The organism is Fundicoccus sp. Sow4_H7 (genome assembly GCF_052115865.1).
GTDB lineage: Bacteria > Bacillota > Bacilli > Lactobacillales > Aerococcaceae > Fundicoccus_A.
On record NZ_JBQKME010000003.1, the window covers coordinates 36,992 to 58,888 of the forward strand.

Here is a 21,897-nt window from a genome sequence, read left to right on the forward strand (position 1 = left end):
TGTTAATCAAAGCTTTGGTTTATATTATAAAAACATGGTAAACTATAAAATAGAGTTTTTTACGAAAGGGTGCAGAGATGGATATTTTTAAACGTTTAAGCTGGTTTTTTAAGCAAGAAAGGAAGGCTTATATTATTGGATCAAGCTTATTACTCTTAGTGAGTATATTGGCAGCTATTGTTCCAATGATTATTGGTACCATTATTGATGGTCTTACTGACCGTACATTAACTGGTCAACAATTATTTTATTGGGTATTGGTATTATTAGCCATTGCAATCGCTCAATATGTAATGCGCTATTTTTGGCGAACTTCTATTTTTGGAACATCAGCAAAATTAGAAAAGATATTAAGACAACAATTATTTATTCATTTTACAAAGATGGATGCTGTTTTTTTCCAAGAAAATCGTACAGGTGACTTAATGGCGCACGCAACGAATGACTTGACTTCAATTCGACTTGTTGCAGGAAGTGGGATTTTGACCTTAGTTGACTCCTTGTCACAAGGGCTGATAACGCTACTAATGATGTTTGTGGTCATTGATTGGCGTTTGAGTTTGGTTGCTGTTTTGCCTTTACCACTGTTAGTTGTATTGGTACGTTTCAATGGCTCACGCATCCATGTTCATTTTAGAAAAGCACAAGAAGCTTTTTCTTCCATGAATGACAAAGTACAAGAAAGTATTGGTGGTATGAAGGTTATTAAAACCTTTGGAGAAGAAGAAAAAGATATTGACGATTTTAAGAAAATGACAAAAAATGTCGTTGATAAAAATCAATCAGTTCACTTTTATGATGCTATTTTCCGTCCTGCTATCCAAATGATAATGGGTTTATCTACTGTTATCGGAGTGTTTTATGGCGGTCTGTTAGTTGTTCAAGGTGAAATAACTTTAGGTTTGCTAGTAGCCTTTTTAAACTATGTTGCTAGAATGCAATGGCCGATGGTAGCAATTGGACGTTTGTTCAATATTTTAGAAAGAGGATCTGCGTCCTATAAACGTGTTGAAGATTTATTACGCTATAAGAGTAACATTGTTGAATTTCCAGATGCAATCACTGAACCTATTGATGGAGATATTGAATTTAATGTGACTAAATTTAAATACCCTAATAGTGATCAAGTAATTTTAAGTAATGTTCATTTTACTTTGAAGCAAGGGGAAACACTTGGGATTGTTGGGAAAACAGGTTCAGGCAAAACATCAATCTTCAAATTATTAATGCGTGATTATGATAAATATGATGGGAAAATTACTTTTAACGATCATTCGATTAAAGACTATACCTTAGATAGTTTGTTGACAAATATCGGTTACGTTCCGCAAGATAATTTTCTGTTTTCAACAACTGTTCGAGAAAATATCCGTTTTGGTGTACCTGAAGCATCGCAAGATAGAGTAGAAGAAATTGCTAAAGTAACAAGTGTTCACGAAGATATCATTGGCTTCTCAGAAGGCTATGATACGCTTGTAGGTGAACGTGGTGTAGCTCTTTCAGGTGGACAAAAACAAAGGATTTCAATGGCACGTGCCATGATTACAGACCCTTCGCTATTAATTCTAGATGACTCATTATCAGCCATTGATGCGAAAACCGAAGAAGCTATTTTGAGCTCGATTAAAGCAACACGTGCGAATAAAACGACCATTATTTCAGCACATCGAATTTCATCTGTTATGCATGCTGATAATATTATTGTTTTAGAAGATGGTAAAATTGCTGAACAAGGTAACCATCAAACCTTAATTGAAAATGATGGCTGGTATAAACAAATGTATGAAAAACAACAACTAGCATTAGAATTAGGCGAGGGGGGATTTGAACATGTCACAGACTAATGAGAATCAACAGTCTGCTTGGGCAAGAAAAATGCCAATAAGTGAACAAATCGCTGTAATTAGAAGGATGTTTAAATATGCATCACCGTTTAAATGGCGCTTCTTTATAGCAATCATTTTTAGTATTGTCATGACAGCAATTGGTGTGCTTATGCCACGTGTGGTTCAATTTTATATGGATAATTATTTAGAGCCTATGACAGCCACAGTTCGTACGTCTGTTATATTTGCAATTGTATATTTATTGTTGATTTTATCTCAAGGAATAAGTTATTATTTTTCAACTTATATTTTTGGGATGGCCTCAGAAAAAACCGTTGAATTGCTCCGTAATTCTTTATTTACTAAATTAAATAACTTAGGCATGCGTTTCTTTGACCAGACACCATCTGGTTCAATTGTTTCTCGTGTGACAAATGATACTGAAACAATTAAAGATTTCTGGAATGTATTTTACGCTTTGTTTGAAGGCATTGTTACTTTAATTTCTGTTTTTATAGGTATGTATTTGCTGAATCGACGTATGGCTTTACTGTTTTTAATTTTTGTCCCTTTAATGGCCGTTATGATTTGGTTTTATCAGTCTTATAGTTCAAGAGTTTATCGGACCATGCGTGAAAGTTTAAGTCGATTGAATACGCGACTTAATGAATCCATTTTGGGTATGTCAATTATTCAAGATTTTAGACAAGAAAAACGTTTAATCAAAGAATTTGAAAATGAAAATGAGGAACAGTATCGTGGTAGAGTGGCCATGGTTCGCATGAATGCCTTACTCTTGATGCCTGTTATAAACTTACTCGAAGGTATTTCATTGGCATTAGTATTTTGGGTGTTAGGGAATCAATTTTTTGATGGATTCCTTGAAATTGGTGTTATTTATGCCTTTACTCAATACAGTACTAGTTTCTTTAGACCGATGGGGATGATGATGGATAGTCTGAGTCTATTGCAAGATGGGGTTGTTTCAAGTTCACGTATTCTTAGAATTATAGATCATAAAGAAAGTGTACCGGAACAAATTGTTGATCCAAATGCAAAAATTTCAGATGCAAAAGTTGAATTTAAAGATGTATCTTTCTCTTATGATAACGAAAATTATGTGCTGAAAAACATTAGTTTTACAGTAAACCCTGGAGAAACTGTTGCCTTAGTTGGACACACTGGTAGTGGTAAGAGTTCAATTATAAATGTCTTAATGCGGTTCTATGAATTTCAAGAGGGTGAAATTCTATTTGATGGACATGATATTCGCAGCTTCTCATATGAAGACTTAAGAAGTGAAATAGGATTAGTATTACAAGATTCTTTCTTATTCCATGGGGATGTTTCACGCAATATACGTTTATTAGACCAATCAATTTCGGATGCAACTGTACGGAATGCAGCACGCTTTGTACATGCTGATACATTTATCGAAGCCGATCCAGCAAACTATAGTAAACGCGTTATTGAACGTGGAGCGAGTTATTCTACAGGTCAAAAACAATTGATTTCTTTTGCTCGAACAATGGCTAGAAATCCAAAATTATTGATTCTAGACGAAGCCACAGCGAATATTGATACTGAAACAGAAGAATATATCCAAAGTGGCTTAAATCGGATGCGTGAAAATCGTACGACAATTGCTATTGCTCACCGCCTAAGTACCATAAAAGATGCCAATCAAATTATTGTACTGGATAAAGGTCGGATTTTAGAGCAAGGAACGCATGATGAATTAATCGAAAAACAAGGTACCTACTATCAAATGTATCGTTTACAAACAATGGAATAAAATAACAAAATACCTTTCAACTCTATTTGCAGTTGAAAGGTATTTAGGATTAAATAGCTAAAGGAACTTTTATTATTTTTCTTTTTTCGTAGGGACATGATAGACATAATTGGGATCAAGCTGTTTATCTAACTCAGCAAATCGTTGCCCAATCAATTGATCAATTTCAGTTAGTTCATCTTTTGTATATTTTTTATTAGGATTGTAGGCTATAGGATCTCCAATAGCCATTTTTGCTTTTTTCCGGCTAATAAATTGCCAAAAACCTACTGGAGGTTGGATAGCAATAGGAATGATATCTTGCTTACTAAGGCGTTGGATAAAGGCCGTCCCACTTTTAACTTCAGTACTATAACGTGAACCAGTAGCAAAGATACCTAAATGTCGTTTGTTTTCATTTAGTTCGTTGACGGCATGTCGGATCGTATTGGATGAAGGTTTAGCCCGATTAATCGGAAAAACATTTGCCTTAGTTAAGACATAATTTAAAAATTTATTTTCAAATAATGTATGTTTGGCCATAAAGCTTACATCATGTGGAGCTGCAATAAAAGCTAAGAAAAATGGATCGGTCATCGAACGATGTGTTGCCGTTAATATTGAAGGGTTGATATTTTTTAATTTTTCTTTGCCTACTATTTGAGGTTTTCCATTAAATATTATAAATAAAACATAGAAAACCTTAACCATAAAGCTATAAAAAGACATTCATACACTTCCTTTTCTGTAACGATATGCTTTATTGTACCAAGTATTGCTTTTATTTACTAGATTTATCTTATTCTTAATAAATAACTCAAAAAGAGGACTACAATATGAAGAATTATTTACTATTAATAGTTTATTTAATAGCGAGTTTTCCCGCTAATGTTTTTGCAGAAAACTTAGCAGGTAATGTCATCGTTGTTGAACAATATTTAAGTGATCAAACAGCATTTACTCAAGGATTTGAACTTTCAGCTAATAATGATTTAGTTATTGCAACAGGTCTTTACGGAGAATCGATTATTGGGGAATTAGATTTAAAGACAGGTCAAATTAATGTTTTTGACTCACTAGATGAGATATTTTTTGGGGAAGGCATTACGTTTACAAATGATTATTTATGGCAAGTGACATGGGAAAATGAATTGGCCTTCAAACGGGATAAACATGATTATTCAGTTATCGAAACCTATGATTACGAAGGTATGGGCTGGGGTTTAGCTTATGATCCTCAAAATGATGTTATTTGGATGTCAAATGGTTCACATCAACTATTAAAACGTGATAGTGATAATTTTGAATTGTTGGATACGATTGATATTTATTTAAATGGGCTTCCATTGGAACAATTAAATGAACTTGAATATGCAAATGGCTATATTTATGCTAATGTATGGTTTCAAGATTTGATTTATCAGATTGATCCTAACACTGAAAAAGTAGTAGCGCATTATGATATAGCTCCTATAATCGCTAATCTAGATTTAACAGAAGAACAATTGGAACCTATGAATGTTTTAAATGGCATTGCTCATATTGAAGATGATTATTTTTATATAACTGGGAAAAATTACCCCTTTGTATTAGAAGTAAGGCTTGAAGAACCATATAATTAAGTCAATGAAAGGAACAACAGAATGACAGAAGCAGCAGTACGTTATGAATTAATAAAAGAAGAAAAACACACAGGTGCACGTTTAGGAAAACTTCATACACCTCATGGAACGTTTGATACGCCAATTTATATGCCAGTTGGGACTTTAGCAACGGTAAAAAGTTTATCACCTGAAGAATTAAAGGATATGGGTGCACAAATTGTTTTAAGTAATACTTATCATCTTTGGTTACGTCCAGGTGAAGATATTGTAGAAGAAGCGGGCGGGCTTCATAAATTTATGAACTGGGACCGTGGTGTTTTAACTGATTCTGGTGGCTTCCAAGTTTTTTCTTTGAGTGATCGTCGTCGCATTGAAGAAGAAGGTGTTCACTTTAGAAGTCATATTAGTGGTGAACCTTTATTTTTATCTCCAGAAAAAGCGATTGAAATTGAAAATAAATTAGGCGCAGATATTATTATGAGTTTTGATGAATGTCCTGATTTTAACCATACATATGATTATGTGAAGCAATCTATTGAACGAACCACTAGATGGGCTGAAAGAGGCTTAAAAGCCCATAAGAATCCAAAAACACAAGCTTTATTCGGTATTATGCAAGGAGCTGGATATAAAGATTTACGGATGTGGCATGCACGTGAATTAGCACAAATGGATTTTCCAGGTTATTCAATTGGTGGTTTATCCGTAGGTGAAACGAAAGAAGAAATGAATCAAGTGTTAGATTATTTGACACCTGAAATGCCAAAACATAAACCACGTTATTTAATGGGGGTTGGTTCACCAGACGCTCTAATTGACGGAGCTATTCGTGGGGTAGATATGTTTGACTGTGTCCTAGCGACTCGAATTGCACGTAATGGAACATGTATGACGACTTATGGCCGTTTAGTCGTTAAAAATGCCAAATATGCCCGCGATTTCACTCCGATTGATCCTCAATGTGATTGCTATACTTGTAAAAATTATACACGCGCTTATATTCGTCATTTATTTAAAGCGGATGAGTTGTTTGGTATGCGTTTAGCTTCCATTCATAATGTGCATTTCCTATTAAAATTAATGCAAGATGTAAGAGAAAATATTATGAATGATTCTTTATTAGAGTTCAGAGAAGATTTCTTTGAACGTTATGGTTATAACAAAGAAAATGCACCGGATTTTTAGTCGTAAATGATTAAAATAAATAGCTAATATGAACTATCTTTGGTAAAATATTAGCAGATGATTTTTTGAAAGTAGGTGAAATGATGGATGTATTATTAGTAAATTTATTACCTTTTGTCATTATTATGGGCGCGATGTACTTTTTAATGATTCGCCCTCAGAAAAAACAACAAGAGAAAAAACAATCCATGCTTGATTCTATGCAACCAGGTAACTATGTCGTTACAATTGGTGGTTTACATGGGATTGTTGATGAAGTTAACAAAGCAAAAAGAACAGTTGTTTTAGACTGTGAAGGTGTGTATTTAACTTTTGAAATATCAGCTATTTCTACTGTTAAAGAAGGTGTGGTTACAACAGCAGAAGTAACAGAAACAGAAGTAGTAGAAGATGAGTATGATGAGTACGATGCATATGATGCTGCTGATGAAGTCGAAGGTGAATACTCAGAAGAAGAATACGACCAAGAGCATGAATATGCTAGCAAAAATTCTTAATAATGATTAATTTAAGCGGACACTTACTAGTGTTCGTTTTTTTGAATTAAACTTGAGAATACGAACAAATGTTTGTATAATAACCATAAGGAGGAATGGTTATGCAATACGGCATTTTAAAATTTGAAGAACCAAAACCGGATATATCACGTAAAATTTTACATGTTGATATGGATGCTTTTTACGCAAGTGTGGAAATCCGTAATCAACCTCATTTAAAAGATAAACCTGTTGTTATTGCAAAACATCCTAAGTTAACTAATGGTCGTGGAATTGTAACGACTTGTAATTATATTGCTAGACAATATGGTATTCATTCTGCTATGTCATCAATGGAAGCTTATAAACGTTGTCCACACGCTGTTTTTATTGCAGGTAATTATTCATATTATCGTGAGGTTTCCCAGCAAATAAGAGCCATTTTTTATCAATATACTGACCTAGTAGAACCATTATCATTAGATGAGGCATATCTTGATGTCACAAATAACAAAAAAAGAATCAAAAGTGCTACGATTATTGCCAAACAAATTCAACAACAAATATTTAATGAGCTGCAATTAACGTGCTCTATTGGTATATCATATAATAAATTCATTGCTAAGATAGCTTCTGACTTTCATAAACCATATGGACTAACGTTAGTATCTCCAGAAGAGGCTATTCCATTTTTAGAAAATTTGCCGATTGAGAAGTTTTATGGGGTAGGGCGTAAATCAGTTCCTTATTTTCATGAAAAAGGAATAAAAACAGGGAAAGATTTAGCTAATAAAACACTAGAAGAATTAGAAAACGATTTTGGGAAAATGGGTCATTCTCTATTCTTCAAAGTTAGAGGGATTCATAACTCAGCGGTAAAATCTTCTAGAGAACAAAAATCAATTGGGAAAGAAACAACCTTTAGTCAATTTTTAGAGTTTGAACCACAAGTCCTGGAGATACTCAAACAATTAACAGATAAGGTTATTAAAAGTTTGCAATCGAAGGGCTTGCAAGCCCACACTATAACGATTAAAATAAGATATGAAAACTTTGAAACCATTACCCGACAGATGCAAGTAGCAATCGCTTTTGATGAAAATGAATTGGCATTTGAAATGGTAAAAAGTCTATGGTCGAATCATGGTCATCTTAAGCAAAAAATTCGTTTATTGGGTGTGTCGGTTTCAAATTTTGATGATCCTGACTTTGAATTAATTCGATTAAATTTAGAATAAATGAGAGGATATTGTGAATGATTAATTGGTTTATAGAAGCGAACCCAATACTCCAAGCTTTTTTAGGTGGAATCTTTACATGGTTATGTACATTAGCTGGATCCGCTGTTGTTTTTCTTATCAAGGAAATAGATGAAAAGTTTTTAGCGATTATGCAAGGTTCCGCAGCTGGAGTAATGACAGCAGCAACTTTCTGGTCTTTATTATCACCGGCTATATCCTATGCAGAAAATGGTTCAAGTTCTTTACCTGTATGGTTTCCAGCAGCGATTGGCTTTTTAGTGGGTGGGTTTTTCTTACGACTGCTTGATGTTATCGTACCACATATTCACTTAGCTGAAGACCATGGTGATACAGATGTAAAAAAATCATCCTTATCTAGGACGACTATGTTATGGTTAGCCGTGACCATTCATAATTTCCCCGAAGGTATGGCAATTGGAGTGGCCTTTGCTGCTGCTAGTATAGGTGTTGAAGGAGCGAGTTTGTCATCTGCTGTTGCTTTAGCGATTGGAATTGGCTTACAGAATCTTCCAGAAGGATCTGCTTTATCACTTCCACTTTACGCCGAAGGCAAATCTAAATTTACTGCATTTAATTTAGGTCAATCATCTGCCTTAATTGAAATTTTAGGTGCTGTATTAGGAGCAGCTGCGGTAATCGTCGTTCAACCAATCTTACCTTATGCCTTAGCCTTTGCTGGAGGAGCTATGATGTTCGTTGTTATCGAAGAATTAATTCCTGAATCTCAAACATCAAACCATACTGACTCAGCAACAATGGGGTTCATGGTTGGTTTTGTTATCATGATGATTTTAGATGTCGCTTTAGGATAATCATTTATATAAAAATTAATCCAGATATTTATTGGTAGTGTGACTTGTAATGATCGAGTCGCGAGTGCTGCATTGGGCATAAAACTATCATTAAATATTTGGATTTTTTGTTTATTGATAATCAGATCAATCATACTTAATCTGTTTCATATCTGTTATAATATATACAGTAAAGCAATGATATAAAGAATAAACTGTATTATTGAAAAAACTTTTTAATAGTAGATTGCAGATATTTTAATTTAAAGATTTTATATAGAGGTGTTTAAATTGACGAAAAATGAACAAATTATTCAATACATCGAATCTTTGCCGGTTGGGGAGAAGATTTCTGTACGTGGAATTGCAAAAAAATTACATATGAGTGAAGGAACAGCCTATCGTGCAATCAAAGATGCTGAATCCCTTGGTATAGTATCAACAATCGAACGGGTTGGTACTATTCGCATCGAGAAGAAGACAAAGTATTTGCCTGAAATGTTAACCTATGAAGAAATTGTTCGGATTATTGATGGAGATGTTTTAGGTGGTAAGGATGGTCTAAAGGAGCATTTGAATAAGTTCATTATTGGAGCAATGGAAGAAGATGCCATGGTTCGCTATTTCACACCTAATTCATTAATTTTAGTAGGAAACCGAACCACTGTTCAACGACTTGCACTTGAAAATGACTTGGCTGTCTTAGTAACAGGAGGCTTTGAAGTAGATGACGAAATAATTGAATTAGCCAATTTGAAAAAACTACCTTTAATTGTATCGACGTATGATACCTTTACAGTCGCGATGATGATTAATCGTTCAATGAATGATCAAATGATTAAAAAAGATATTTTAACGATCAAAGATGTCTACACACCTATTGAAGAAACCGAGTATTTAACCCAAACGGATACAGTTCACACCTTTCACCAAAAATCAGATAAAACAGGCCTATCGCGTTTCCCAGTAACCTATAATAATCGCTTAATCGGAGTCGTAACTGCGAAAGATTTAATCGGAAAAAGTGAAACGACAACGATTGAACGTGTTATGACAAAAAATACCGTCACAGTCCAATTACATGTGAGCATTGCCAATGTGTCTCACCGTATGATTTGGGAAGATATTGAGATGATTCCCGTTGTAGCAGACAATTTACAACTACTTGGAGTGGTTTCACGGCAAGATGTGATGAAAGCTATGCAAACCGTTCAGCAGCAACCACAAACGATTCATACCTTTGAAGATGAAATGACACTATCACTGGAAGAGATGCCAGAAACATTGGAAAGCCCATATGATTATCGTGTATTTATACAAGCACAAATGATTAATAATTATGGAACAATTTCATACGGTGTTTTATGTGAACTTATTACGCTAGTTGCTCAATCAAAAATTGTTAAAGAAGCCAATGCTAATGTTATTATTGAGAAAATACAATTAGACTATTTTTCATTAATTCAAATTGGAAATGAAATAAACTTTAAAGTAGAAATATTTCATCAAACAAGACGATCCTCATTGGTTCAAGTGGATGTTTTTCATGAAAATACCATTGTAGCTAAAGCCATTATTTCATCACAAACCATTGATCGACAATAGAAAGGAAGTAAATTTATGACCTACATTGAAGAGCAACACATTGAAAATTTATTAGCAGCAATTGAAGCAACGGATACCATTATCATTCATCGCCATGTAAGACCAGACCCTGATGCGATAGGCTCACAGCTAGGATTAAAAAATCTTATTCTAAATAGATATCCCCAAAAACAAGTGCTTGCAGCTGGTTCCACTACTAAAGGCTTAAGCTGGCTCGGTGAGATGGATAAAGTGAAGCAAGAGGATTACAAAGAGGCCTTAGTCATTATCGTTGATACTGCCAATCAGCCACGCATTGATGGTAAATTTTATGATAAGGGTAAAAGCATTATTAAAATTGATCACCATCCAGAAGTCGATGACTATGGGGAATTACAATTGGTCTATCCAATCGCTAGTTCTGTGAGTGAAATTATCACACTCATCGCCATGCAATTAAATGATCGATTACCAATGACTGATGCTGCGGCTGCATTATTATATGCAGGTATTGTAGCGGATACGGGAAGATTTAAGTATGATGCTACGTCCGAATTAACTTTTAAGGCAGCGAGTTTTTTAATTAAATACGACTTTGATGCATTTGATATTAATGACCGGATGGAATTAATTACCTTTGAGCAAGCTAAATTTCATGCCTATGCCTATCAAAACTTAACGATTACTGATGACCAAGTAGCTTATTTAGTCATAAAACGAGATGATTTAAAAGAATTTAATATAAGCGAAGAACAAACTGATAGTGTCATTAATTTAGCTTCTAGACTTGAAGATGTTCTTTCATGGGTAACATTTGTAGAAGGAGATAGCCCGAACGTGAGATATCGTTGCCGGATACGTTCAAAAGGACCTTCTATTAATGAAATAGCAAGTCGCCATGATGGTGGTGGCCATCCAAAAGCTAGTGGGGCAAATGCCTATAGCGAAGAAGAATTAAAAGAAATCATTGAAGAAATGAATGTAGCAAACCGAAAATATTTGCAAGAAAATGAAAGAAAAGTCTGAAATAGACTTTTCTTTCATAAAATATTATATATTATTTTAGTCGTACCAATAACGACCATCTTTTTCTAATAAACTATCAGCCTCTTTTGGACCGATTGAATACGATGCGTAGTTAGGATAGATCGGTGGAGTTGCTTTGTCTGCTAACTTAAGAATATGATCAATAAATTCCCAAGAAGCGTCAACTTCCTCGTAATGCGTAAAGTTTTCTCTTTGACCTATAATACAATCATAAATTAGTCGTTCATAATCACCAGCAAGAGATTTCTCATCTTCTCTATTTAAATAATAAGATAGAGGGACAGACATCAATCCATCATCATAATCAGTATTGTTTTGTTTTAAATGAAGTTCGTATCCTTGTTTTGGTGCAATTTCAATTTTCAAATGGTTTTCTATATTACCATTTGAAGCAGCTTTAAATGCCACAACAATATGCGTTGCTTTTTTAGCAACACGTTTGCCTGAGCGAATATAAATTGGGACATCTTCCCAGCGTTTTGAATCAATCAATATTTTCGCTGCAAAATAGGTTGGTGTCATTGATTCAGGATCAATGTCTTCTTCGTCACGATAAGCAAGAACGGTATTATCTTTATCTGTATCATATTGGCCAAAAACAGTATTCTCATTCAATGCCTCTATGCTGTCGAATTTCTGAATTTTAGACAGGACTTCTAATTTATTTTGATGAATGCCTTCTGCATCAAAATTTTCAGGTTTTTCCATTGTCAATAGGGCCACTAATTGCAGCATATGGTTTTGAATCATATCTTTTAGAACACCACTCGTATCGTAATATTCAGCTCGATCTTCAACACCAACCTCTTCATCTAAGGTAATTTGAATATGGTCGATATGCTGATTATCCCAAATGCTTTCAAATAAAGGATTGTTAAACCTTAATGTCTTGATATTTTGTACCATGTATTTACCTAAATAATGATCGATTCGGTAAATTTGTTCTTCATCAAAAGATTTCTCCAATTGATTTTGTAGTTCTGCAGCTGAAGCTTGATCATGACCAAATGGTTTTTCAATAATCAAACGATTAAATCCTTGTTCCGTTAAAACATTTTGTTGTTTTAAATTATGGGTAATAATTGGGAACAGATTAGGTGCTAATGAAATGTAGTAAATACGATTACCTTGAATATCATATTGATGATCCAGTTTTTCGGCAAGTTCTTTTAAACTTGAATAGTCATCAGCATCGTTGACATCATGGATTAAATAATAAAAATGTGAGATGAACTCGTGGGCATGTTCTTTGTCATCAATTTCATCTTTGATGCTTTCAAGAACAACTTCTCTTATTTTATTATCATCCCATTTACTTCTTCCAGTACCAATCAGAGAAAAATGGTTTGAAATATGCCCATACTTATATAATCGATAAATAGCTGGATACAATTTCCGTGAGGCAAGATCGCCTGTTGCACCAAACAAAGTTATTAATAGTCGATTGTTTTCCATGAAATCCCCCCAGTAAGTACTCTAATTATACGTTAATATACGATTTAAAACAATGATATGAAAAAATTCTATTCATTCAAGCAATTTTAGTATATGATAATCAAACAAATGACAATAAGCTGTCAAATAATATTTTTTAAAAGGAGTTTATATGACTACAATCCATGAATTAAAAGTGGATGATTTTATCATCCAAGCTTTAGAAGATTTAAACTTTATCGAATTAACTCAAGTGCAAGAAAAAGTCATTCCACGTGTTTTAGACGGTAAGAGTCTAATTGTTCAATCTCAAACAGGATCAGGGAAATCACACAGCTTCCTTATTCCAATATTGCAGATGATCCAAGCAGATAAAAAAGAAGTACAAGCCGTCATTACAGCACCAAGCCGTGAGTTAGCGACCCAACTATACAATGTAGCTGTTCAGCTGAATTCATTTTCGGCCAATCCTATCCAAATAGTTAATTATATTGGCGGAACGGATAAAGTGCGCCAAATTGATAAATTAAATCACCAACAACCTCAACTGGTCATTGGAACACCCGGGCGTATTTTTGACTTAATGAAAGAAAATGCTTTATTGGTACAAACGGCGAAAATTATGGTCATTGATGAAGCTGATATGACCTTAGATTTAGGTTTTTTAAACATCGTGGATGAAATTGCTTCACGTCTTAGTAAAGATTTACAACTAATGGCATTTTCAGCAACCATTCCGCAACAATTAACAATATTTCTTAAAAAATATATGGATCAACCTGAAACGATTGTGATTGAATCAAAAGTTTTAATTGCTGATACAATTACCAACTATTTAATTCAAACACGAAGCCGAAAACGTGAAGAGATTATTTACCAACTCTTAACGATAGGCCATCCTTACTTAGTCTTAATTTTTTGTAATACTATTGAGTATGCAGATAAACTTAGTCAATATCTAAAAGAACAAGGCTTAAAAATTGCTACAATTCATGGAAATATTCCACCACGGGATCGAAAAAAAGTGATGAAGCAAATAAGAGATTTAGAATTTCAATTTGTTGTTGCATCTGATTTAGCTGCTCGGGGTATTGATATTCCTGGAGTATCAATGGTTATTAACAGTGAAATCCCTAAAGAGTTAGAGTTTTTCATTCACCGTGTAGGTAGAACAGGAAGAAATGAACTTGAAGGAACAGCTTATACTTTAGCAACTCCAGATGACGATGACGCAATTAATATGTTGGAAAACAAAGGTGTTGAATTTAAGACAGTTGATATTGTTAAAGGTGAAATCGTAGAAGTGACAGGCAGACAACAACGTAAACGCCGAAAAGAAGTTCCAGCTGAAACTGATCCAACGATTAAAGGCATGATTCATCGGAGTAAGAAGCAAAAAGTTAAACCAGGATACAAAAAGAAATTAAAGAGCCAAATTTCTGACCATAAGCGTTCAGAAGCTAAACGATCCAATCGCTTAGAACAACGTGCTAGACGTCGTCAAAATCGAAGAAATAATGAAAGTTAATTTATATTAAATAATATGAAAAACCGAATGAGTCAATAGTTGGACTAAATCCGATACTATTATTGACTCATTCGGTTTTTTACATATTAATCACTTCATTTTTTCCTAATATTGAATCGTTCCATTAGATTTCTTATAAAACGCGAATGATCTTTCAAAGCTAAATAATATAAGAACAAGCTTATAAATTGAAGTAAGAATGTTCCATATTGAATGGCTGGGATAAAGATATTTATTATTTGTATTAAGATTAAGGGAACAAATGAAATAATGACTGATAACTTTAGCCTGATTTTAAAAGGTAAAGGTTGTACTAAACGCAAATTAAATATTCCAGCATAAAGAGCAATTAACAACATTTGAATCCAGTAAAAAATGAAAGAAGAAACAAAATAACTTAAAAAGACTGCGCCTAATAAGGAAAATTGTTGATTATTTACTGACCCCATCAATCGAGTTAACTGATCATGACTGAGTAATGGGGTGGAATAATCTAACATATTATCAACACCACCAACAATTGCGATGGCTTGGTTTTTAAATAAAAATAAGTTTAGTGGGGTATCATCTGAAATTTTATTCGCTTTTTCTACAGGTATCGGAATATTCATTTGAATACCGCGGTTTTCAATTGTATCGTCAATAACGAGCTGAAAAAAGCCAGAATTATAGTACAGTGGTTTTTCATTGTCGCTAATAATCAATTGCTTATCGGTTATTTCATAATTAGGGACATATTGTGATGCGGATGAAATATCAGAAAAAAAGCCATCTAAAATATTGTTAGTAAAATAAAGTAAATTAAAGGTAATAACTAATGATCCTATGAGTGGTAGAATCATCATGGTACGCCACTTTAAATTGATAGACTCAATATAATGGCGTGGATTTTTTAGTGCTTGAATTAAAATTTTAAATAAATGTTTCAAAAGAACTCCTTTCTAGTCGACTTGGACTTGAATGTTATTCTACTATTCTAATCAAGTTGAACTTCATTTGCAATAAGAAGTCAATAGTAAGTTTATGACACAAAGATTACACAGAAACCTCATCATTGTCATCCATAACGATCCTTTCTTCAATTATGAAATCTTCATCATCTACTGTTAATTCAACATTATCTTCAATAAGAGACAGTTTTTGGTTTAACATATTTTTATTTCGATAAAATTCAACATAAGTTAAAGCTAGTAAACCACTTAAACCGATGATTGATGAAGCTAATCCAATCCAAATGCTATTTGGGAAATAGTGTAATTCGATTTCATGACGGCCTTGTGTAATCGGAATAGCTAATAGGGTGTCAGATAAAACACTAACTGGTTCTACAGGTTGATTATCAACTTTTATTTTCCAATTCTTGTCATAAGGAATAGAAAAGAGTACATGAGCATTTTCTTGTACGATAGTGATATTTCCTCGAATACGATTTTGTGAAAACTCTGATACTTGTAACTGATGATCTTGTTTTTCTGCAATCATTTGATTGTAACGATTTTCGTCAAATTCATATAAAGAAACTAGGTTAGCCTTTAATTCATCTTCTAAAAGACGGAAACTAAAGGTCTGATTATTTTGAATTGTTTGATAACTCGCATTGGTTAATTGACGACGTCTAAAAGGGGCATAAAAACGATAACGTTGGCCATTTAATTGTAAAGCGACATTGTCATCATCAAATTGGCTCGGTATGGAGAAATAATATGGATTGTTGCTCGTTGTATTAAACCGTAATTCTACAATCGCATCTTCATCCTCATTGATTGGTACATAGGTAAGATAATCCCCATCGCCTTCATCCGTAATATTAACATTTTCTAAATTTGAAACATCAATCGGAACTTCACTAAAATAAGCTGCACCACTACCATTAAAATCAATCAATGAAAGTAAAGTTTCTTGATTGCGAATGGGTTGATGTCGGACAAACGAAGTCGTGTCATTGACAATTTCTGATGACACTTCCATTCCTAAGCCTAATCGATTGGGATTTTCATAGACTAAAAACCGTGATTCTTCTCTAACAATAGGGTAGGCTTTAATATCTAAATCCGTTGCTTGTGGAAATAATACATATTCTTCTGGAGCTGTGTGGTCTGCTGAGTCTTTAGTAACATCAAGTAAATAACGAACATTAAAGAAATCATCCGTAAATAAAGTACCATTTGTATAAGTAACAAAGCCATTACCTTCAGGAAGTCCTAAATAACCATATAATTGAGGTAGGACCGCATCGAGTGTTGAACCAAAATGATCGAGTCCACTATAATGAGAAAACATAGCCTCATCTTTTGTCCGCATGTAAGTTTTGTTAATCCGATAAAAGTCAGTATCATCATGACGTAAACCATCAACTGCTTCATTTAAAGTAGCAGTATAATCATCAAATTTACTTACATCAACATAACTCATTTCATTTAGTATCAAAACCCCATTAATAAATAACTCGCAAGATACAATTACTAGCAATATAATTTGACGTAATGACGACTGTAGTTGTTCCATTTGGAAAATTAACAATAAGACTAAGAAAAAGGTAAGTGTAATAAATAACCGCATTTCATCCAAAAATTCATATTCATTGTAAAAATAATAATAGAAAGTATAAGCGGAAAAAGTTAACATTAAGCTGATCAAAGTGATCGCCGAATAACGTTTTGGCTGATATTTAAATGCTTTTAAAGCTAAAACTATTATGAAAAAACTGTGTGTAAATGAAAAGCGGAAGTGATACCAGATTGGGAATTGTCCACCATGCCATATTCGATCTAAAACTTTGTAATGATAGGTAAATAGAAAGACAATCGTTATCATAATCGCAGCAATTTTTTCAGATAAGTTAATTTTTCGATTGGTGAAATATAAGACTAGTAGTAATAAAATGAACGTTCCCGCAAATAAATTGGGTGAACCTTTAGACATTTCATCAAAATTAAAACTACCAATGAATAATTTAGAACCTATGTCAGTTAATTCATGTGCAACGTCTAAATTAAATTGAAAGTTCATATGTTCAACTTTACTCGATGTTAAGGAAATAAAGGTTGGGATGAGACTCAAGCCACTCATTAATACCGCAACAATTGAATAGAGGACAAAACGACCATATTGAATCAAGGCTTTTTTCCATTGTGAGCTTGAATAATGCTCAAAAATAACAAAAACAGCATAAAAAGCTAAGAAAATACAGATTATGTAACCAATATAATAATTGGCAACAAGCATGATACTCAATGAACATACATATAGATAAGGTTTTTCTAATTGAATAATTTTATCCAAACCTAATGCAATTAACGGAAGAAATACAAGACCGTCTAACCACATAATATTTAATAAATAGACAACTACATAGCTCATTAAGGCATATGAAAAGCTAAAAATTAATGAACTAGCAGTATTAGTGTGATATTTTTTTCGGGCAAAGTACATAAATGATAAACTCGAAGCTATTACTTTTAAATAAGTGATTGTAGTAACAGCTACTGCCAGTTGGTCTTCTTTAAAAAGTAAAAAAATTAAATTAAATGGACTCATTAAATAATAAGCCCATAGACCTATCATTTCACCACCAATTGCCTTTTGGAAAGAGTAGAGTAACATTTCAGGTTGGTTAAAAACTGTTTCACGGTATAGGCTATAAAAATCAATATATTGTTGACCTAAATCAACTGTTAGCATGGTTTCACTGCCAAATGGAGTAAAACCAAAAACGACAGCTATTCCAATTAAAATGATTGAAAGAAAAAGAATATTTATTGCATAAGGCTTAACCTTTTGTAACATATGGGGTTCTCCTTTATTGATAAAATTGCTACAATTTTATTTGCATGCAATTAACATCTTAACAAATAAAAATAAATACTGCATTAAAGCTTGCTGATTTTTTATAAATTTAAAGTTTTTCTATTAGTTTGAATTTAATTTATCATTAGTACAAATATTTGCTATAATGAATAAGCAATTATTTTAGAAGTGAGTGATCAAATGGCGAGATATAAATTGAAAAAGAAAAAGGAACGTTCACATATTCCAAGACGTTTGAACTTATTGTTTTTCATTGCTTTTTTATGCTTTACAGCATTATTTTTACGATTAGGTTATCTTCAATTATATAGCGGCGAAGCTTTAAATGACATGGTTCAACGAACTGAATCGACTATTTCTACTGGAGCTGTTCCTAGAGGTATGATTTATGATAGTAGTGGGAGAGTTCTAGTTGGGAATAATCCCGAACTAGCTATTTTGTACACACGCGACCGTGATTCACAAATTTCTTCCCAAGATATTATAGGTGTAGCAAAAAATCTCGCTTCATTAATTGAAATTCCAATTCAAGATTTAACCGAACGTGATCTAAAAGATTATTTCATTATTGATAACACAAGTTTAGTGAATAATCGTTTAACTGACGAGGAGAAACTCTTACCAGGAACACAATTATATCAAGTACAATTGGATGCCGTTACTGAAGAAGATTTAAATTATTCACCAGCTGAGAGAAAAATTATTGCTTTATTTAAAAGAATGAATAGTGCCTTTGCCTTATCGACAGTTACAGTAAAAAATCAAAATGTAACTCAAGCTGAGGTTGCAAGGGTAAGTGAGCAATTACATGATTTACCTGGTATATCGATTGGGACAGATTGGCAACGTACATATCCAGCAGGCGATATGCTGCGCTCTGTGCTAGGTCAAGTTTCAACTGAACAACGTGGATTACCAAGTGAAAATGCTCAATATTTATTAAGTAAAGGTTATGCAATGAATGATCGTGTCGGTATTTCTTATTTAGAACAACAATATGAAGATGCACTAAGAGGGTCAAAATCCATTCATAATATCGTTACAGACTCAACCGATGATATTTTGTCCAATCAAGAATTATTTGAAGGGGCAAAAGGGGATAATTTAATGCTGACGATTGATACTGAATTCCAACGGAAAATAGATCAAATAGCTGAAGATGCTTTAGTCAATATGACCAATAGAGGTTATAACGACCGGGTCTATATTGTCGTCATGAATCCGCAAAATGGTGATATTCTTGCTTTAACCGGTAAACGTTTTGAGTATAACCAAAATACAGATTCGTACAATTATGATGAGATTGTAGATGATGCCTTAGGAGCGATTAATACAAGTTACGGAATGGGATCAAGTATTAAACCAGCAATGGTTGGGATTGGTTATTTAAATGATGTTATCGAAGTTGATGATAATGTTATTTTAGATGAACCTTTAAAATTCCAAGCATCTCAAGAAAAATCTTCCGTATTTAATCGTAATGGACAAATGCCAATTTCAGACATACAAGCCTTACAAATGTCTTCAAATATTTACATGATTAAAATGGCAATGGAAATTGGAGGCCAAACTCAATACGAAGAAAATGGTCAATTAACGATTGATAATAATACCTTAGAAATTTTACGTGGGTATTTTGCTGAATTTGGTTTAGGTACACAAACAGGTATTGATCTTCCGAATGAATCTTCAGGTTATAGTCCTGATAGCACACAATTAGTTAGTGCTCTAGACTTGTCGTATGGTCAATTTGACTTATATACACCTTTGCAAATGGCTCAATTTGTCTCAACCATTGCTAATGGTGGAATAAGATATGCACCACGTTTAGTTAAAGAAATTCGTGGAACAGATGCAAATGGTGAATTGGGAGATATTCGTGTTTCACTTGGACCAAAAGTTATGAATGTTATTCAATTAGAAGAAGAAGAAATGGCGCGCATCCATGAAGGAATGCTCCAAGTATCACATACCGATGAAGGTACAGCACGTTACTTCTTCCAAAACTATCCAATTCAGGTTGGATCAAAAACAGGGACAACAGAAGCATTTTATTCTGGTCCCATTCAATATGTTCGTAACCAACCTGTTACGAATGCTACATATGTAGGTTTTGCACCTTATAACAATCCAGAAATTGCAGTTTCAGTAGTCGTGCCTTATCTTTTAGAAGAATCATGGGGGCGTGAAAGTACACGTATTGCACACCAAGTCATGAATGCTTATTTTGAAATGCAAAATGAAACGAAGGAATTAATAGAACAACATATGGAAACATTTGTTGAACCAGCTAGTTAAAGATTATATTCGACTTTTTATAAGATAGTTTAAGTATGCTAAATCTGAGAGGCAGACACTTTTCTTTAAAAAAGTCGAATTTTTCTATATATTAATAAATATCTTACTGCTGTTTAAAAAGTATGGACTGGAGGAAATACAATGGAAGAAACATTTGTCATGCTTAAACCAGATGCTTTAGAAAGAAGATTAGTTGGAAGTATTATTAGTCGGATAGAAGCAAAAGGTTACCAAATACTACAATTAAAATCTACAAGATTAGATGCCGACATAGTCCGTGAACACTATAGTCATCATATCGAAAAAGATTTTTTTCCAAAACTTGAAAACTATATGTTACGCGGTCAAGTTGTCTTAATGAATATACATGGACCTTCTTGTATAGAAGGCATGCGCCTTTTAGCTGGTCCAACAAATCCAAAAGACGCAATGCCAGGATCCATACGTGGAGATTACGCCGTTGCTACTACTGAAAATTTAATTCATACATCTGATTCAGCTGAAGCTGCCGCAATTGAGCTAAGTCGATTTAGATTAAAATAAAAATACCTCTAATTAAGCCGAGTAAATTCGCTTAATTAGAGGTTATTTTTATGGAATATAGTAATATTGTCCATTGGTTAAAATTTCAGCAATTTGGTTAATTGACATGTCTGAATTTAGTTGATATGAATTGGCTTGTAATATTGATTCTAAGCCCCAATATTCTATTAAGTCTTGGAATTCAGTAGCAGAAACAATATAACCTTCACTTTCTAAACGATTCGCTATTTCTGTTGAAGCCTCGCCAGAATTAATCGTGAATGTACCACTCACAAATTCTCCATTAGAAGTATTTTGTGTGGTTGAAGTATCGTTATTCGAATTTGTATTAGTTGTCGATTCTTCTGATTCGACTTGAGATTCATTGTCGGAAACTTCTTCATTTGAATTGGAAGATTCATCGGTTTCAGTTGATTCACTACTTGAACGTTCATTTTCGTATGAAGAAATTAGGCGACTTTGTTCTTCATTTAAATCATTTAATGATGCGATAGATGTATTTAGTACATCGCGTGTTGATTCTAACGATTCGCGTTCAGACAAGATTGAACTCATTTCCTCACGATATTGTGATAATTCTTCTTCGTATTGCTGTTGATTATTTAAAACGGAAGAAATTTGAATGCCTTCAACCGGGACATTACCTTGAAAGAATATAGCAAATGCTCCTGTTAGAACAGCTGCAGCTAGAAATCCTAAACCCATCGACCGTAGAGTGTTTTTATTCATTTTTAGACC

17 protein-coding genes are annotated in these 21,897 nt (G+C 33.5%); 12 read left to right on the plus strand and 5 right to left on the minus strand.

Annotated features, from left to right (window positions below; genetic code table 11):
* The first annotated feature begins 77 nt into the window (after positions 1 to 77).
* A complete protein-coding gene (locus tag ACTQ54_RS04295; protein ID WP_441754926.1) occupies positions 78 to 1,844 on the plus strand; it encodes an ABC transporter ATP-binding protein in 1,767 nt (588 codons plus the stop codon).
* Entirely contained in the window at positions 1,831 to 3,621 is a 1,791-nt protein-coding gene (locus ACTQ54_RS04300) for an ABC transporter ATP-binding protein (RefSeq protein ID WP_441754927.1), read from the plus strand. Before ACTQ54_RS04295 ends, ACTQ54_RS04300 begins: the two co-directional genes overlap by 14 nt.
* 72 nt (positions 3,622 to 3,693) lie before the next feature.
* Here ACTQ54_RS04300 and ACTQ54_RS04305 read toward each other — a convergent pair whose 3' ends face one another.
* Positions 3,694 to 4,329 carry a lysophospholipid acyltransferase family protein gene (locus ACTQ54_RS04305; RefSeq protein ID WP_441754928.1) on the minus strand — a complete coding sequence of 212 codons (636 nt, stop codon included), beginning with the start codon at positions 4,327 to 4,329 and terminating at the stop codon, positions 3,694 to 3,696.
* Positions 4,330 to 4,436: 107 nt separating this feature from the next.
* On the opposite strand from ACTQ54_RS04305, the gene ACTQ54_RS04310 reads away from it, so the two are divergent.
* From ACTQ54_RS04310 to ACTQ54_RS04340, 7 genes are all read left to right on the plus strand, one after another.
* Positions 4,437 to 5,222, plus strand: a complete 786-nt coding sequence (locus ACTQ54_RS04310) for a glutaminyl-peptide cyclotransferase (RefSeq protein WP_441754929.1) — start codon at positions 4,437 to 4,439, stop codon at positions 5,220 to 5,222.
* A gap of 21 nt (positions 5,223 to 5,243) precedes the next feature.
* On the plus strand, positions 5,244 to 6,389 hold the full coding sequence (gene tgt / locus ACTQ54_RS04315; RefSeq protein ID WP_441754930.1) for a tRNA guanosine(34) transglycosylase Tgt: 1,146 nt from the start codon (positions 5,244 to 5,246) through the stop codon (positions 6,387 to 6,389).
* Between the two features lie 65 nt (positions 6,390 to 6,454).
* Complete coding sequence (gene yajC, locus ACTQ54_RS04320) at positions 6,455 to 6,886, plus strand: preprotein translocase subunit YajC (protein WP_441754931.1); 432 nt, start codon at positions 6,455 to 6,457, stop codon at positions 6,884 to 6,886.
* Positions 6,887 to 6,987: 101 nt separating this feature from the next.
* The gene (gene dinB, locus ACTQ54_RS04325; protein WP_441754932.1) at positions 6,988 to 8,103 is read left to right on the plus strand and encodes a DNA polymerase IV; all 1,116 of its coding nucleotides are present in this window, start codon (positions 6,988 to 6,990) and stop codon (positions 8,101 to 8,103) included.
* Positions 8,104 to 8,120: 17 nt separating this feature from the next.
* Complete coding sequence (locus tag ACTQ54_RS04330) at positions 8,121 to 8,939, plus strand: ZIP family metal transporter (protein ID WP_441754933.1); 819 nt, start codon at positions 8,121 to 8,123, stop codon at positions 8,937 to 8,939.
* A 261-nt stretch (positions 8,940 to 9,200) separates the two neighbouring features.
* Entirely contained in the window at positions 9,201 to 10,523 is a 1,323-nt protein-coding gene (locus ACTQ54_RS04335; protein ID WP_441754934.1) for a DRTGG domain-containing protein, read from the plus strand.
* 15 nt (positions 10,524 to 10,538) lie between these two features.
* On the plus strand, positions 10,539 to 11,528 hold the full coding sequence (locus ACTQ54_RS04340; protein ID WP_441754935.1) for a DHH family phosphoesterase: 990 nt from the start codon (positions 10,539 to 10,541) through the stop codon (positions 11,526 to 11,528).
* A 36-nt stretch (positions 11,529 to 11,564) separates the two neighbouring features.
* On the opposite strand, the gene zwf is transcribed toward ACTQ54_RS04340, so the two are convergent.
* Positions 11,565 to 13,004: a glucose-6-phosphate dehydrogenase gene (gene zwf / locus ACTQ54_RS04345; protein ID WP_441754936.1), complete on the minus strand. Its 1,440-nt coding sequence runs from the start codon at positions 13,002 to 13,004 to the stop codon at positions 11,565 to 11,567.
* A 151-nt stretch (positions 13,005 to 13,155) separates the two neighbouring features.
* Between zwf and ACTQ54_RS04350 the strand changes: the two genes are divergently transcribed.
* The gene (locus ACTQ54_RS04350; RefSeq protein ID WP_441754937.1) at positions 13,156 to 14,511 is read left to right on the plus strand and encodes a DEAD/DEAH box helicase; all 1,356 of its coding nucleotides are present in this window, start codon (positions 13,156 to 13,158) and stop codon (positions 14,509 to 14,511) included.
* A 95-nt stretch (positions 14,512 to 14,606) separates the two neighbouring features.
* Here the strand turns inward: ACTQ54_RS04350 and ACTQ54_RS04355 are convergent, their stop codons facing one another.
* Positions 14,607 to 15,440 carry a DUF1189 family protein gene (locus tag ACTQ54_RS04355; protein ID WP_441754938.1) on the minus strand — a complete coding sequence of 278 codons (834 nt, stop codon included), beginning with the start codon at positions 15,438 to 15,440 and terminating at the stop codon, positions 14,607 to 14,609.
* Between the two features lie 106 nt (positions 15,441 to 15,546).
* Entirely contained in the window at positions 15,547 to 18,297 is a 2,751-nt protein-coding gene (locus ACTQ54_RS04360; RefSeq protein ID WP_441754939.1) for a YfhO family protein, read from the minus strand.
* Positions 18,298 to 18,498: 201 nt separating this feature from the next.
* Here ACTQ54_RS04360 and ACTQ54_RS04365 point away from each other — a divergent pair, with 201 nt between their 5' ends.
* Both ACTQ54_RS04365 and ndk read left to right on the plus strand, forming a co-directional pair.
* A complete protein-coding gene (locus ACTQ54_RS04365; RefSeq protein WP_441754940.1) occupies positions 18,499 to 20,616 on the plus strand; it encodes a peptidoglycan D,D-transpeptidase FtsI family protein in 2,118 nt (705 codons plus the stop codon).
* 141 nt (positions 20,617 to 20,757) lie between these two features.
* Positions 20,758 to 21,159 (plus strand): nucleoside-diphosphate kinase, encoded by a 402-nt coding sequence (ndk, locus tag ACTQ54_RS04370; RefSeq protein ID WP_441754941.1) that lies wholly within the window; start codon positions 20,758 to 20,760, stop codon positions 21,157 to 21,159.
* A gap of 48 nt (positions 21,160 to 21,207) precedes the next feature.
* On the opposite strand, the gene ACTQ54_RS04375 is transcribed toward ndk, so the two are convergent.
* Positions 21,208 to 21,888, minus strand: a complete 681-nt coding sequence (locus ACTQ54_RS04375) for a hypothetical protein (RefSeq protein WP_441754942.1) — start codon at positions 21,886 to 21,888, stop codon at positions 21,208 to 21,210.
* Positions 21,889 to 21,897: the final 9 nt, after the last annotated feature.